General features: G+C 60.3%; 12 protein-coding genes. 6 read left to right on the forward strand and 6 right to left on the reverse strand.

Annotated features, from left to right (window positions below; translation table 11 throughout):
• Positions 1-185: 185 nt before the first annotated feature.
• Both AC3RLQ_RS25490 and AC3RLQ_RS25495 read left to right on the forward strand, forming a co-directional pair.
• Complete coding sequence (locus AC3RLQ_RS25490; protein WP_493031474.1) at positions 186-4,301, forward strand: beta strand repeat-containing protein; 4,116 nt, start codon at positions 186-188, stop codon at positions 4,299-4,301.
• Positions 4,302-4,353: 52 nt separating this feature from the next.
• Positions 4,354-6,798 carry a U32 family peptidase gene (locus AC3RLQ_RS25495; RefSeq protein ID WP_493031475.1) on the forward strand — a complete coding sequence of 815 codons (2,445 nt, stop codon included), beginning with the start codon at positions 4,354-4,356 and terminating at the stop codon, positions 6,796-6,798.
• 34 nt (positions 6,799-6,832) lie between these two features.
• Here the strand turns inward: AC3RLQ_RS25495 and AC3RLQ_RS25500 are convergent, their stop codons facing one another.
• Positions 6,833-7,123, reverse strand: a complete 291-nt coding sequence (locus AC3RLQ_RS25500; RefSeq protein WP_493031476.1) for a hypothetical protein — start codon at positions 7,121-7,123, stop codon at positions 6,833-6,835.
• 155 nt (positions 7,124-7,278) lie between these two features.
• Here AC3RLQ_RS25500 and AC3RLQ_RS25505 point away from each other — a divergent pair, with 155 nt between their 5' ends.
• On the forward strand, positions 7,279-8,916 hold the full coding sequence (locus AC3RLQ_RS25505) for a vWA domain-containing protein (protein WP_493031477.1): 1,638 nt from the start codon (positions 7,279-7,281) through the stop codon (positions 8,914-8,916).
• A 2-nt stretch (positions 8,917-8,918) separates the two neighbouring features.
• Here AC3RLQ_RS25505 and AC3RLQ_RS25510 read toward each other — a convergent pair whose 3' ends face one another.
• Together AC3RLQ_RS25510 and AC3RLQ_RS25515 are read right to left on the reverse strand one after the other, a co-directional pair.
• On the reverse strand, positions 8,919-9,488 hold the full coding sequence (locus tag AC3RLQ_RS25510; RefSeq protein ID WP_493031478.1) for a Maf family protein: 570 nt from the start codon (positions 9,486-9,488) through the stop codon (positions 8,919-8,921).
• Positions 9,485-9,721 (reverse strand): YgdI/YgdR family lipoprotein, encoded by a 237-nt coding sequence (locus AC3RLQ_RS25515; protein WP_493031479.1) that lies wholly within the window; start codon positions 9,719-9,721, stop codon positions 9,485-9,487. Before AC3RLQ_RS25515 ends, AC3RLQ_RS25510 begins: the two co-directional genes overlap by 4 nt.
• Before the next feature lie 144 nt (positions 9,722-9,865).
• Here AC3RLQ_RS25515 and mtnP point away from each other — a divergent pair, with 144 nt between their 5' ends.
• Complete coding sequence (gene mtnP / locus AC3RLQ_RS25520) at positions 9,866-10,738, forward strand: S-methyl-5'-thioadenosine phosphorylase (RefSeq protein WP_493031480.1); 873 nt, start codon at positions 9,866-9,868, stop codon at positions 10,736-10,738.
• A 6-nt stretch (positions 10,739-10,744) separates the two neighbouring features.
• Here the strand turns inward: mtnP and AC3RLQ_RS25525 are convergent, their stop codons facing one another.
• Both AC3RLQ_RS25525 and purT read right to left on the reverse strand, forming a co-directional pair.
• On the reverse strand, positions 10,745-11,587 hold the full coding sequence (locus AC3RLQ_RS25525; protein WP_493031482.1) for a transglutaminase-like domain-containing protein: 843 nt from the start codon (positions 11,585-11,587) through the stop codon (positions 10,745-10,747).
• Positions 11,588-11,636: 49 nt separating this feature from the next.
• A complete protein-coding gene (purT, locus tag AC3RLQ_RS25530) occupies positions 11,637-12,818 on the reverse strand; it encodes a formate-dependent phosphoribosylglycinamide formyltransferase (RefSeq protein ID WP_493031483.1) in 1,182 nt (393 codons plus the stop codon).
• A 53-nt stretch (positions 12,819-12,871) separates the two neighbouring features.
• Between purT and AC3RLQ_RS25535 the strand changes: the two genes are divergently transcribed.
• Positions 12,872-13,654, forward strand: a complete 783-nt coding sequence (locus AC3RLQ_RS25535) for a double zinc ribbon domain-containing protein (protein WP_493031484.1) — start codon at positions 12,872-12,874, stop codon at positions 13,652-13,654.
• Between the two features lie 144 nt (positions 13,655-13,798).
• On the forward strand, positions 13,799-14,635 hold the full coding sequence (accD, locus tag AC3RLQ_RS25540) for an acetyl-CoA carboxylase, carboxyltransferase subunit beta (protein ID WP_422320951.1): 837 nt from the start codon (positions 13,799-13,801) through the stop codon (positions 14,633-14,635).
• A 242-nt stretch (positions 14,636-14,877) separates the two neighbouring features.
• On the opposite strand, the gene AC3RLQ_RS25545 is transcribed toward accD, so the two are convergent.
• Complete coding sequence (locus AC3RLQ_RS25545; RefSeq protein WP_493031486.1) at positions 14,878-15,141, reverse strand: hypothetical protein; 264 nt, start codon at positions 15,139-15,141, stop codon at positions 14,878-14,880.
• Between the last annotated feature and the right edge of the window lie 174 nt (positions 15,142-15,315).

A 15,315-nucleotide genomic window follows, 5' to 3' on the forward strand; every position in this document is an offset into this window, starting at 1 on the left:
ATGGCGGGCCCTTCGAAAGGATAAAGATGCTGGCGGTTTATGCGTGGCATTTGCCGCGACAATTTCGCGTATTCTGAGGGTTTTTCGGATCAGAATTGGCTGGTCCGGCTGGTGGGAGAGGCTATTCGTTCTGCCCCCCTTTTCGCGCGTCTGCGCGAGCGTAAAAAACAGCCCCCAATCCAATCATGTCTGTGTTCTTCACACGAGGCCTGCTCTACGCCGTGCTCTCGTTTTCCATCATGGTCCTTTCCAAGGCACATGCGGCAACCCTGTACTGGGACACCAATGGTGCGAGCGTGTATTCCGGCAATGCAGGAGGAACTTGGGGAGTGGACAGTTTTTGGAGCAGCGATGCGCGGGGGCTGAGCAGCACCGGAGCGTATGCGACCGGCAGCGACGTGGTCTTTGCGGCAGGCATTGACGGCACGGGCACTTACACGGTGACGCTCTCTCCGGGACAGTCTGCCAGCAGTCTCAATTTTCAGGAAGGTCACGTCATGATCGCTCCTGGCACTGCTTTTGTCTCATCGCCGAATAACTTCACCTCGGTTGAAATCCTCACGCTTACCGGCACTGCGCCCGTCGTGAACGTCCAGAACATGGACGCCACCATCACCGCGCGCATGATCAGCACCGGGATGACAAAAAACGGTCTCGGTAAAATCACGCTCGATTTCGGCACCTCCGGGAACGGCGGATTCTTCAATCTCGGTGGAGCGGCCATCACCATCAATGCAGGCACCTTCGAGCTCAAGGGTACCGGCGGCAGTGCCAACCAGCTGACCACCTCAGGCATTGTCATCAACAGCGGGGGCACCTTCCTCTGGAATACCAATCCTAACAGCATCAGCGACGCCGCCAAAATCACTGTCAACACTGGCGGTGTCCTCAACACCAAAGCTAACGACCAGTTCGGCACCATCGAGGGTGGCGGCCTCATCCTCATGCGCAATGCCTCGCTCAACCTTGCCCAGGGCGGCGTGAGCACCACTTTCTCCGGCATCATTGCTGGTGCCGGCACTCTGCAAGTCAACGGCGGAGCAGGCTTCGTCAGTCTCACCAATGCCAACACCTTCACTGGCACACTCACCTCAAACAACATCAACACCACGACCGGTGGTTTTCTTCTCGGACACGCTCGTGCGGCTCAAAATGCCACGATCAATCTCGTCAATTTCGACGTGAACACCAAGAACATCAGCTTTGCCTCCGGCATTGGCACCTTCATCACTGGCGGCCTTCAGGGCACCAGCAACCTGACACTCCAGGATACAGGGGGCGGAGCCATCACCCTGCAGACTGGCAACAACGACAGCAGCACCAGCTATCGCGGTGCTCTCAGCGGCAGTGGTGGTCTCACCAAGATTGGCACCGGTACCCTCACTCTCAGTGGCGAACAAATCACCGTCACTCGCACGACTACCGCCACCGGGGCTGTCACCGCCACCTACGTCTCCAGCACTTCCAATACCTACACCGGGGACACCATCATCCTCGGCGGTTCGCATAACCCCACCAGCGGCTCTGTCACCCAGGCCAACGCGGGAGGAATCAAGCTCGACTTCAACTCCACCGCCATTTCTTCCGCTACCTCGGGTACGAACACTTATACTTACACCATCACCGCCCCCACTGCGGATATCATCAGCGCCTCCAGCCGTCTGGTTCTCGGAGGGGGCAAGCTCACGGTCGCCGGTCGCAACACCACCACGGGGACCGAAGCTGTCTCTCAAACTTTCAACAACACCTACCTTCTGGCCGGTCGCAGCTACGTCACTGTCACGCAAGGGACCGCCAATGCTGATACTGTTCTGAAGCTCGGCAACATTACGCGTGATCGCGGCAGTGTTTTGGAGTTCACTTCTGCGGCGGGTACGCAGAGCAGCACCAATGGAATCGTCATCACGACGGCCAATGATGCCAGCGGTATCCTGGGTGGATGGGCTCTGCTGGGCAATGACTGGGCCGTCAAAAGCACCGCAGGAACGGCGCTTGGCAATGTCGTCGCCGCCACCACTCAATACAGCGCCTATGCGGGTGGAGACATCGTGAGTTCTGCGAACTCCAACTTATTGATCAACGATGGGAGCGCCACAATCACCACCGGGGCGGGCATCACGAACCTCAACACCCTCATGGTGCGCAACGATGCAGGCAACGGCAACGCTGCCATCAACCGGCTTGTTGACATTGCCGCAGGCGAGACCCTCCGGCTGGGTGCCACCGGCTCCATCTGGAACCAAGGCAGCCAGGTCACCTCGGGCGTTCCGACGCTTACCATTGGATCTGCCAACAACGTTGGCGCGATCACTGCCGGCGGAGCCGACAACACGGCTGGCGAAGTCATCATCAATAATTCCGGCACTGGCGAAATTCTTATTCGTTCTTCCATCACCGACAACGGCACCGGTGCCGTGACGCTCATTCGCACCGGCTCAGGCAATCAAGTCGTCTTCAGCGGGGTCAACACCCACACTGGTGGCACCGTGATCACCCAAGGACGCAATCGTTTCGACAACGTAGGTGGTCTGGGCAGCGGTGCCGTCACCGTCACCGCTGGTGGCCAGCTCTGGCTTAATGCTGGCGGCACCTATGCCCAGACATTCAACCTCGCAGGCACCGGGTACGGTGAAGGGGGCATCCCCGGCGCGATACGTTTCAGCGGCGGTCAAACTCTCACCGGCCAGATCAACCTTATGGGAGACACCCGGCTCGGTGCCGTGAACGCCAACTCCGTCACCACCTTCGCTGGGAAAATTACCGGCGATTATGCCCTCGATCTCTCCGGAGGCGCGGGCGGCACCAACATCATCCAGCTCAACAGCACCGCCAACGACTTCACCGGCAACTTTTCCATCAACACCAACTTCGCCGCCACTCCCACCGCTTTTAACAGCGCCAACGTCACCATCCGCCTTGGAGCTTCGGAGGTCATCCCCAACGGCCTGGGCAAAGGCAATGTGATTTTGAGCGGAAGCAGCAGCACCACGCCAGTCACTCTTGACCTCAACGGCTTTAACGAGACCATCAACTCCCTGATTTCCTACGGCACGCACGCCAATACGGCCATCACCAATGGCAAAGCGAACAGCACCTCCACGCTTACCATCGGCGACAACAACGCCAGCACGCTTGTCACCGACACCGCCGCCGCCACGACCTTCTTTGGCGGGTCGATCAAGGACACCGGCACGGGCATCATGGCGCTGACCAAGATCGGCGAAGGAACGCAGACATTCACGGGGGCGAACACGTACAGCGGCGCGACGACGATCAACAAAGGCATTCTCATGGCTGGTGCTGTCAACACGCTGTCCGCCAACTCTGCGGTGACCATCGCCAATGATGCCACCGCCATGCTCGCCCTGACGAATGGTCTCGCGGATTTTTCGCAGACAATCCTGTCTCTTTCGGGAGGTGGCACCGTCAACCTGGGCACCATTGCCGCTGCGGACACCGTGGGCACTCCGGGCACCCGTCTTACCACCGGCAGCACTGCTGACAGCACTTACTCAGGCACCATGGCAGGTGCCGGTGGACTGGTGAAACAGGGAACGGGCAGATTCACGCTGACGGGTGCCAATACGTATGTGGGAACGACGCAGGTGACCGCAGGGAATCTGCAGGTGGGACAGGCGGGTGCGGGACAAAGCGGTACGGGTGCGGTGGTTGTCAGCAGTGGTGCCACTCTTTCGGGATCGGGTGTTGTGCAGGGGGCCACGGTCGTCAGTGGACTGCTGAGTGCAGGGGACAATGGCGGTGCAGGCATTGGCAAACTGACCTTTACGGATGTCAGCACTGGCAGCCTCACGCTGACCGGGGGCGGCAGCGCTGCGGCACCACGCGTGCTTTTTACCCTCGCGGGAGCCACGGGCAATGAGGCGACTCCTACGGATGGCATTCAGACGGCGGGCCTGCTCAACGGCAGCTTTGGCAATCATGATGCACTCGTGGTCCAGGGCACGCTCACCCTTGCGGCGGGAAGCACGATCAAGGTGGAGCTTGGCAACGGTTACAGCCCCGGCTTTGGCGATGTCTACAATCTGATCGACTGGGGGACGGTGAATGGTGGTTCGGGCGCGATCGTGGCTGGGGGATTCAACGCGGCTGCCACAGGAGGGGACCTGAGCCTGGAGATCAGCGCCACCATGCTGGCCAATGGCTGGTTTTGGAATACGGACCAGTTTTTGACGGATGGCATCATCTACGTGGTGCCAGAACCTGGACGCGCCATGCTGCTGATGTTGGGACTGGGGCTGGGCGTGGTCAGTCGGCGCAGAGCCTGGGGTGGCAAATGCTGAAGCATAAAGGCTGCAAGATGCGGAAATCGGGGTAATCTCTTTCCCCCCTGCCGTGACTTATTCCTCCCCACTCCCCAAGCCTGAACTTCTCTCCCCTGCCGGTAACTGGGACTGTGCCCGTGCGGCGGTGGCGAACGGGGCGGATGCGATTTTCTTTGGCATGCCGAGGTTCAATGCGCGGCTGCGGGCGGACAATTTTGTGGAGGAGGATCTGCCGGAGCTGATGAAGTTTCTGCATGACCATGGGGTGAAGGGCTATGTGGCCTTCAACACGCTGATCTTCACCAAGGAGCTGCCGGATGCGGAGAAGCAGCTGCACCTGCTGGAAGACAGCGGGGTGGATGCGGTGATCGTGCAGGACCTGGGACTGGCGCGGATGGTGAAGGCGCTGACGCCGAAGCTGCGGCTGCATGCGAGCACGCAGATGACGATCACTTCACCGGAAGGGCTGGAGTTTGCGAAGCAGCTGAACATTGATCAGGCGGTGCTGGCGCGGGAGCTTTCGATGAGGGAGCTGGAGCGCTTCAAAGCGGCGGCGGTGCCGCTGGAGGTGTTTGTGCATGGGGCGCTGTGCGTGGCGTATTCGGGTCAGTGTCTGACCAGCGAGTCGCTGGGGCGGCGCAGCGCGAACCGAGGCGAGTGCGCGCAGGCCTGCCGCATGCCGTATGAAATGATCGTGGATGGCGAGCCGCGTGACCTTGGTGACAAGCGCTATCTGCTCTCCCCGCAGGATCTCGCGGCGGTGGATGAGATTCCTCGGTTGATTGAACTGGGCATTCGCAGTTTTAAAATCGAAGGCCGGCTCAAGTCGCCGGAGTATGTGGCGGGTGTGACGCAGGTGTATCGCAAGGCGATTGACCGAGCTTTGGCAAATCAACCGGCTCCGGCGAGCGAGGCGGACCGCTACGCGCTGGAAATGACTTTCTCACGCGGCCTGTATCCGGGCTGGATGCATGGTGTGAATCATCAGGAGCTGGTAGGCGCTTACTACGGCAAGAAACGCGGTCCGTTTGTCGGGCAGGTGACGCGGATCATTGATGATGACACGCTGGAGCTGGATGAGCTGCACATCGCCATGAAGCCGGGCGATGGCGTGGTGTTTGAGAACCTGTCCGACACCAACTATGAGCAGGGCGGCAGTGTGTATGAGATGCGCGGCAGTGCGTTGAGCTTCCGCCACGGGCATCTACGCATGCAGGATGTGCAGATCGGCATGCGTGTGTTTAAGACGAGTGATCCCGCGCTCAATCGTGCGCTGCGGCAGTCGTTTGAAGGTGACATCCCCATCCGCAAGCAGCGCAAACTGGATCTTCATGTGACGGGCCAGGTGGGTGAACCGTTGCGGGTGCAATCGGGCGCCCATGTGGTGACTTCGACGATGGCGCTGCAGGCGGCGATGAAGCGACCGCTCACGCCGGGGGCCTTCATTGAGCAGTTCAACCGCCTCGGTGGCACGGAGTTTGAACTGGGTGAGGTGCAGTTTGATGTGGTGGGCGAGGTGATGCTGCCGATCAGCGAACTGAACCGCATGCGGCGTGATTTGATTGCCGCATGGAGTGAAGGTGATTCGTCAGCGGCACCTGCCGTGCCGATCACCGAGACGCTTGAATCGTTGATGCCGTCACGTGGGATTGCCGATGACTCTCAGCCGCTCCAGCTTCATGCGTTGTGCCGCACGCAGGCGCATATCGATGCGGCGCTGGTGCTGGGGGTGCCGAGGCTGTATCTGGATTTTGAAGACATCCGGCTGTACGCGGATTTGGTGAAGCAGATCAAGGAGCGCAGTGACACTGCGCAGGTCTGGCTGGCGACGCCGAGGATTCAGAAGTCGGGCGAGGCCGGATTCTTCAAGCTGATTCAGCGGGCGGAGCCGCATGGGGTGCTGATTCGGAATTTGGGGGCGATGTCGTTTTTCAAGGACGCGGGCATTCCGATGACGGGAGACTTTTCGCTCAACGTTGCGAATCCGCTGACGGCGGAGATTTTGAAGAAGTCCGGGCTGGAGCGGCTGACGATCAGCTATGACCTTAACATCGAACAGGTCGTTGATCTGCTGGCTGCTGCGCCGCCTTCATGGTTTGAGCTGACCCTGCACCAGCACATGCCGATGTTTCACATGGAGCACTGCGTGTTTGCCGCGTTCCTGAGCAAGGGCACCGACTTCACCAACTGCGGGCGTCCCTGTGACAAGCACCGTGTGCATTTGAAGGATCGCGTGGGCATGCAGCATCCGCTCAAGGCCGACGTTGGATGTCGCAACACCTTGTTCAATGCGGTGGCACAAACGGGGGCGCAATTTTTTGATGAACTGCGGGAGCACGGGCTGCGCTGCTTCCGTGTGGAGCTGCTGGAAGAGAATGCTGACGAGGCGATGATCGTATTGCGGACTTATCAGGAGCTGATGAGCGGCCAGCGCGACGGGGATGAAATCTGGCGCGATTTGAAGGCGCAGAGCCAGCTGGGCGTGACGCGGGGGACTTGGGCGGAGCTGGCTTGAGGGCGGGCTAGTCTCAGGCCGTGCGTTCGAATCTTCAGCAGAATTTGTCCTGAACAATCTTCTGGATCTCGGGCGATGCGGGGAGCTGATTGTGGTAAAACGTGTATGAATTGATGGCTGTGAGGTAGCCGTCGTTTTTCGTGGCGGAGCCGACCCAGGCTCCTTTCGGCAGCCTTCCGACAGACCTTTTGACGAAGTCTGCGTGAGAGAGTGAGACGTTTGCAGTGAAGTGAGACACCTTGCCATCCTGGACGATGATCAGAAAGTAGAGGCCGTCGCTGATGCAGATTTTGCCCTGATCTACCGCAGGCGCTGAAGATTTCATCGTCATGGTGGTGTAATGGATGGGGCTGTCGCGTGGCGGAGCACGAATAATGTGAAATCTCCGGGGGCCGGGGTCAACAACTCAGAACAATGGTTTGATGCCCGCGCAGGAACTTCCTTGAACGGTGGCGGTTTACCCGCCAGAATCTCGCCGCCATGTCCAGGCACGCCTTCGACGATTTCAGTTTCCTGCCGACCGTCGATTCGACGGATGAAGAGGTCGTGAAGCCGGGGCATGCCGAGCAGAATCCGCCTCAGCCGGAGAGTGCTGAGGCGATGGCTGCGGAGGAGCCGGTGTATGAGGAGGTGGCAGTTCCGCCCGAGGCGCCGGTTTCTGTTCAGGAAGCGATGGCTGACATGCCGGTGAGCGAGATGGAACTGCACGCTGAGCGTTCGTCCGCAGAAGACGAGGAATTCATCGAGGATCGGCACCAGGAACAGGAACTTCCATCTGCCAAGGTTCAGCCGCAGCAAGCAATGGAGCTTCCCAAGCTGGTAGATGACGTTTCTCATGCGCCACAGGCGGCGTCTGAGGAGAAACCATCCAAGGTCGTTTCAGGCAGTGAACTGCCGCGCAGTGAGGACGAGTCGTCAGACAAAACAAAGGGGAAAGAGGAACCCAGGGCTGGCAAAGAGCCGAAGCCGTTCATTGCCCCGAAACCTCCGCCCGAGGAGCCGCTGGATCCGGAGGAGGCTAAGAAGCAGCGCTGGCAAAAACTGGCGGACAAGATCGGCCTGCGCACGCTGGGCATGAGCTTTGGCGTGCATCTGTTCCTGCTGCTGATCGCCGCTTTTGTGGGAGTGAGCCAGGTGATGGACCGGCAGGTGGACTTCTTACCCGGGGGCAGTTCGGCGCAGTCGAAGGCTGCCGCCGCAGAACTGACGCACAAGATTCAGACCAAAAAGAATCCCTGGCTGAAGGAGAAGCCGCCGATGCGCAAGATCACGGTGCAGACCTTGTCTTCCAACATCGTGATGCCGGAGATGCCGGCGATGGACATGATGGATTTTTCGAAGATCAATGATCGCATGGATCTGAGCAAAGCGCCCAGCATGGGATCCAGCCAGCCGATGGGACTGGGAGGTGCGGGCGGCGGTTTTGGGGCCGGCATCGGGACTGGCGGGAAATTCAGCTTCGTGGGACAGACCGCTGTCGGCAGCCGGGTGGTGTTTGTGGTGGATCTCTCCAGCTCCATGTCGCAGCCTTTGAAAGGTGATGGCCCGAGAACGACGCGCTTTGAACTGCTGAAGAAGGAGCTGATCAAGGCGGTGAAGCAGATCCCCTATGGAACAGCCTACCAGGTGCTCTACTTCTCCGACTTCGCCTGGCCGCACAACCAGGTGGACAGCCGCAATGAGGAGGCGCTGGAGAAGTACCACTGGGAGATCAAGCCGGAGGACTACAAGCAGGCGAAGATTCCCGCCTTCAAATACATTCAGGCCACTCAGTTTACGCTTCAGGACAGTGTGGACATCATTCAACGGTCTGATAACAACCGAATCTACACCAACTGGGGAGCGGGATTGCTGATGGCACTGAATGCGAATCCGAAGCCCGATGTCATTTTCTTCATGACCGATGGTGAACGCAAGGATGAGCAGGGCTGGATTGACATCGTGACGGCTGAAAACAAACGCAAGCTGCCCATGAGCGTGATTCACACCAGCGTGATGGCCCAGGTCGATGCAGCGTTTGAGATCGACGCGCTGGCGAAGCGCAACAACGGCTCATTCACCGTGGTCACGGACGATGGCAGGGTCATCAAGGGCGAAGAGTACTTCAAAATGAAGTAGGCTCAGCGCTGCAGCTCACGCAGAGCAGCGGTCACTTCCTCCACGGGCAGGCCGACGACGTTGGTGAACGATCCTGTCATGCGGTCTAGAAGCATGTCGGTGCATTCCTGAATGCCATAGGCTCCTGCCTTGTCGAGTGGGTTCACCTTGGAGTGATATGCGCGGATAAGGTCGTCCGTCAGCGGCTTGAAGGTGACATGCGTGATGACATGCAACTCACGGACCACGGTGCCATCGCGGGCGAACGCCACTCCGGTGCAGACCTCATGGGTGCGATCCGAGAGGCGGCGGACCATGCAGAGCGCTTCCTCCAGGTCTGCGGGTTTGGCCAGTGGGTCGCCATCGACGTAAACCAAGGTGTCGGCGCCGATGACGAGTGCTCCGGGCCGGGTAAGGGTGACGGCCAGCGCTTTGCGCCGGGCGTTTTCCAAGGTGAGCTCTTCGGGTGTCAGAGAGGCATCGTGGGCCTCTTCGACCTGCGACAAGACGATTTCAAATTCGAAGCCTGCCTGGCGCAGCAACTCCAGTCGGCGCGGTGAAGCGGAGGCGAGCACGAGCGAAGGCCCGCTCACGCCCGCTTCTCCATAATAGTGGCGACATCATCCGCACGGATCACAGCGTCACGCTTGTCCGGCGTGCGGTAGCGGTAGTAGCCGGTCTTCTCCTGATACTGTGGGGCTCCTTCGCAAGGCACCTCACGCCCGTCCTTGAGCTTGATTTTGTGCGGAGTCGAGGATGCAAACATATCCGGCACAGAGCAGGAAACGAAGGAAATGGCAGGGAGAAGCAGCAAGAGACGGCGCATGGTATTCATGGCGGTGGATGGGGAAATAACGACAACCTTAAGACGCGACTTTCGGTGTTTTTGTTCATTCTTCAGGCGAGAGACATTTTCAAGCGTCACGATGTTGTCAGTTGAAGCAGACTTTGTGCCTCCTACCCTGACCGCATGAGTCAAAATCTTCCTCCAGCCATCGGTATCATCGGCGGATCCGGCCTGTACGACCTTGAGGGATTTGAAAATCGTGAGGAGATCAGCGTGGAAACGCCGTTTGGCCCCCCCTCGGATGTGCTCGTGACAGGCACACTGGCCGGGCGCCGGGTGTATTTTCTGCCCCGCCATGCCAAGGGCCACCGCATCCTTCCCACGGAGCTGAACCACCGCGCCAATATTTGGGCGCTGCGCAGCCTGAATGTGCGCTGGATCATCGCCGTGACCGCCGTGGGCAGCTTGCAGGAGCAGTACCATCCCCGCGACATTGTCCTGCCGGATCAGTTTTTTGACCGCACGAGCCGCCGCGACCAGCATACCTTTTTCGGCAAGGGGATCGTGGCGCATGTGGCGTTTGGGGATCCGATCTCAGACGGCCTGCGCTCGCTGCTGCATGACGCCTGCGTGGCACAGGGGCGGAAGGTTCACAATGGCGGCACGTACGTCTGCATGGATGGCCCGGCCTTCTCCACCCGTGCCGAATCGAATGCGCACCGGCAGCTGGGTTTTGATGTCATTGGCATGACGAATCTGCCTGAGGCGAAGCTTGCCCGCGAGGCGGAGATCGCGCTCGCCACCCTGGCGATGATCACGGATTACGACTGCTGGAAGGTCGAGGAGGAGGCCGTCACCGCCGAGTCCGTCATTGGACATCTGCATGCGAATGTCGCTGCTTCAAAAGCCATTCTGGTCCACGTCATTCCAAACATTCCCACGGAACCGAACTGGCCTGAGCACCGTGCGCTGGATTCTGCCTTGATGACCGACCGCAAACTGTGGCCCGAGCAGACGGTGGAGAATCTGCTGCCCATTTTGCAGCGGTTTGTTTGAAGCGAATTAGTCTTCCATCAGCTTCACGGCCAGGCGGCGCATGAACTGGCGTTCCGGCAGCATGACAAGGCGCTCGTAGGCTTCGTCGAGATTGCGCAGGATGCGGAGCAGCGTGGCTTCGGCGGTGGCGGGCTCGTGGATGAGGTCTTCCATGCCGGGATTGGCGGCAGGGTGGTGTTTGGCCACATCGGCGGCCAGCATGAAGCGCCCGCGATTGAAGCAGTCGACCAGCCAGGTCTTGTCGCGGTATTTGACGCGGGAGAGGAAATGGCCGGGGAAATTGCAGCCTTCGATTTCGAGGCCGAAGCGGTGGCCCAGGAGGCGGTAGAGGCAGCAGAGGCTGATGGGATTGCCGAGGCCGGTGTCGAGCACCCAGAAGAGGTTGCTGTTTGCGGGCGAGTAGTAGTCCTTGCTGTTGCCACGGAAACGGGTGACGCCGTTATGCGAGGCAAAGAGCCACTGGGCCAGTTCATGCGCATCCATGCGGCCTTTTTCGGCAAAGGCTTCTTCTGTCAGCGCGTCCAGACGTTTGGCCAGATCGGCGGACTGGGTCTTCCAGCCGTTTAGAAAGGCGGAGAGCTGGCTCAGGCCTTCTTCAAGCTGCGCGTCGGGGCCTTCCATCCAGCGCCAGCGCATCCAGGTTTCTTCGAGCTCGATGCGCCGCGCGGGTTCGAGCAACTGCGCGACGAGCTTTTCTTCCTCGGCAGATAGCGGGGTCTCCAAGCTCCCAATGTGCATTGGCAGCTCGCGGCGCATGCCGTTGAGCTCCTCCTGAACTGCGTGACGCACGACTTCGGAGTCGTCATCGAGCAGTTTGATGAGATGGCTCAGGTGAGCACTGGGAGGCATTTGGAGGTGATAACACACCCCGAACGCCGGACGCAATCATGAACTTGCACTACAATCGGATTTCCATCGCCTTGGCGGCGCGGTGGGCTTTGGCGCGGGCTTCGTTGATGGATTCGGCGCGGGCGAGGGTGACGGCCATGCGGCGCTGGCCGCTGACACTGGGTTTGCCGAAGAGGCGGACCTGGGTGTCGGGCTCGGCGAGGACTTGATCGAGGGCACCGAACTGGACTTTGGAGGATTCGCCTTCGACGAGGACGGCGCAGCTGGCGCTGGGGCCGTGCTGATGGATGTTGGGGATGGGCAGGCCGAGGATGGCGCGGACGTGGAGGGCGAACTGGCTCAGATCCTGGGAGATGAGGGTGACGAGGCCGGTATCATGCGGGCGGGGGGAGACTTCGCTGAAGATGACGTCGTCGCCTTTGATGAACATCTCGACGCCGAAGAGGCCGCGACCGCCGAGGGCTTCGGTGATGGCACCGGCCATGTGCTCGGCTGCATCGAGGGCTTTTTTGGACATCGGATGGGGCTGCCAGGACTCGCGGTAATCGCCTTTGATCTGGGTGTGGCCGACGGGGGCGCAGAATGCGGTGCCGCCGACGTGACGGACGGTGAGCATGGTGATCTCGTAGTCGAATTCGACGAAGCCTTCGACGATGACTTTGCCTTTGCCGGCGCGGCCGCCTTCCTGGGCGTATTGCCAGGAGTGGGCGATGTCGTCAGCGGTTTTGACGACGCTCTGGCCCTTGCCGGAGCTGCTCATGATGGGCTTCACGACGCAGGGCATGCCGATTTTCTCAATGGCGGCGCGGAATTCCTCTTCGGTGGAGGCAAAGACGTAGGGAGAGGTTTTGAGGCCGAGCTCTTCGGCGGCGAGGCGGCGGATGCCTTCGCGGTTCATGGTGAGCTTGGCGGCGCGAGCGGTGGGGACGACGCGGAAGCCTTCGTTTTCAAGTTCGAGGAGGGTGTCCGTGGCGATGGCCTCGATTTCCGGGACGATGCAGTCGGGTTTTTCCACTTCCACGAGGCGGCGGAGGGCCTCGCCATCGAGCATGGAGATGATGTGGCTGCGGTGGGCCACCTGCATGGCGGGTGCGTTGGCGTAGCGATCCACGGCGATGACTTCGCAGCCGAGGCGCTGGAGTTCGATGACAACTTCTTTGCCGAGCTCGCCTGAGCCGAGAAGCATGACCTTGGTTGCGGAGGAGGAAAGGGGGGTGCCGATGCGTGCCATGGCTGCATTTAGGCTTGCAGTTGGCGGGCTTCAAATCGCATTTAGTCTGGAACATGTCCTTTCCTGGTCCTCCAGATCCATCGCGTGTGCAGCGGCTGATGCAGCCGGTGTGGCGGGCGTGGGTGGATCTGGTGTATCCGAGGCTGTGCTGTGCGTGCAAGGCACCGGTGGAGGACGGGTGGTTTTGCGGGGGCTGCGCGGACGCGCTGCCGCTGGTGGAGGCGCCTTACTGCAACGTGTGCGGGGAGGTCTATGAGGGGGCGATTACGCAGGAGTTTCGGTGTGGAAACTGCAGCGGGCGGCGGCTGGAGTTTGAGTTTGCCGTGGCGGCCTGCCATGCGGAGGGGGTGATGCGGGAGCTGATTCACCAGTTTAAGTATGAGCGCCGCCTGCATCTGCGCGGGGCGCTGGCGACGCTGATGCTGCGTGTTTTGGAGGAGCCACGGCTGGCCGGGGAAAATCTGGGGGAGTGGCTGCTGGTGCCGGTGCCACTGCATCGGAGCCGGGAAAAGGAGCGGGAGTTCAATCAAAGCTGGGAGCTGTGCACCCGGCTGTCGCGGCTGACGGGGATCCCGGCGGCGAAGGCGTTGGTGCGCACGCGGGAGACGGATCAGCAGGCGGGGCTGAGCCGTGAGGAGCGGCTGAAAAACCTGCGTGGGGCATTTGCGATGAGGCAGCCGAGGCGCTGGCAAGCTCCAGTCAACCTTCAGGGGCGGCGCATCCTGCTGGTGGACGATGTTTTCACCACGGGGGCGACGACGAGCGAGTGCGCGCGGGTATTGCGGCGGGTGGGGGGAGCAGAAAAAGTGGTGGTCATCACGACAACACGCGGCTAGGATCGGCCCCGCGTCCGACTTTGGCCGGGCCTGACAGTGTGAACGCCGGGTGGTTTTCCCTCCCTGCAACTCCTGCGACATGCAATTCGAGGAGGCGCACCATCAGGTCTGGAGATGCCGGACGCCCATACCGACTGACCTACCATGGGATTTTTCAAAAAACGCAACGTTAACGATTTAGGCGAAAAGAAGCGCGACATGCCGGAAGGCCTTTGGACGAAGTGCCCTTCGTGCAATGAGAGCCTCTTTGAGCAGGCGCTGGCCAAAAACCTCCGAGTCTGCACGAGCTGCGGCTACCACTTCACCATCGCTTCGGACGAGCGCATCGCCAGTCTGGTGGACGAAGGCAGCTTTGTGGAAATGGACAAGAGCCTGGACTCCGTGAACGCCCTGGGCTTCAAAGGCTATCTGGACAAGGTGAAGGCCTACCAGGCCAAGACGGGACTGACCGAGGCGGTGGTCACCGGTCGTGCGAACATTGAGGGCGTTGCCGTCCTGGTGGCGATCATGGATTTCCGTTTCCTCGGCGCCAGCATGGGCAGCGTGGTGGGTGAAAAAATCACCCGCGCGATTGAAGCTGCAACGGCGGAGCGCAAGCCGGTCATCGTGTTTTCCGCCTCAGGTGGTGCCCGTATGCATGAAGGCATTCTGAGCCTGATGCAGATGGCCAAGACGAGCGGAGCGCTGGCCCGGCATGCCGAGGCGCGCCTGCCCTACATTTCCGTGCTCACACATCCGACGACGGGTGGTGTCACCGCCAGTTTCGCGACGTTGGGAGACCTGATCATTGCCGAACCGAAGTGCATGATCGGCTTTGCCGGTCCGCGTGTGGTAAAGGAAACCACGCATGCGGATCTGCCGCCCGGGTTTCAGACGGCTGAGTTCATGATGCAGCATGGTTTGGTCGATATGATTGTCGATCGCAAGGACATGCGCGCCACACTGGCGAAGGTGCTGCGGTACATGGTGGGGGCGAAATAGCCGCCCAGACAGGTGCTACAGGCTGCTGGCATGTGCAGGCGTAGGTGGATTTGATGTTGCTTAGCTGTTGCTGCAAATCCATTCGCGGCCTCAAGCGCGGGAGCGAATCTGGAGGTGAGGTGAATCCAGTGCGTTGCGTTGTGCCGGGCTGCGATTTTTCGAGCTGCCCTCCAATTCGGTGGATTGGAGGGCTGGGGCGAGCGGAGAAAAAAGGGAGGCCAGTTGCGGCGCAACTGGGCCACTTACAGGCCGAAGGTGAGCCAGAGGGTGAGGTGGATGAGGCCGACGTAAACGAGCCAGGTCTGGGCGAGGCCGTAGGTGAGGGAGCCGCTGGTTTCGCTGGGGGTGTCGGTGGAACGGCCAAACAGGCGGTCTTGATTGCGGTAGAGGAGGAAGCCAAGGGGGATGAGGATGACGAGGCCGATGATGCCGATGATTTTGAGGCCAAGGAGTCCTTCGGGTGACATGACGGCGAACACAGGAGCGAGCGTGAGGTGGGGGTTCATGGGGGAACCTTCTCACGCGCTGACAATGTGGGTAGATACAGATGGGGGGAAAGGGGGGCGGTACAGACGTTTGCGGTGGTTTGCGGTTGCTGGCAGTGGTTTGTGATTGCTTGGGAAGAGCTGGAGGAAGAGGGGGAAAACCAGACGGGCTTAAGCCCGAACTACGAACGGAGA

The organism is Prosthecobacter sp. GW821-HT29F12 (genome assembly GCF_058803405.1).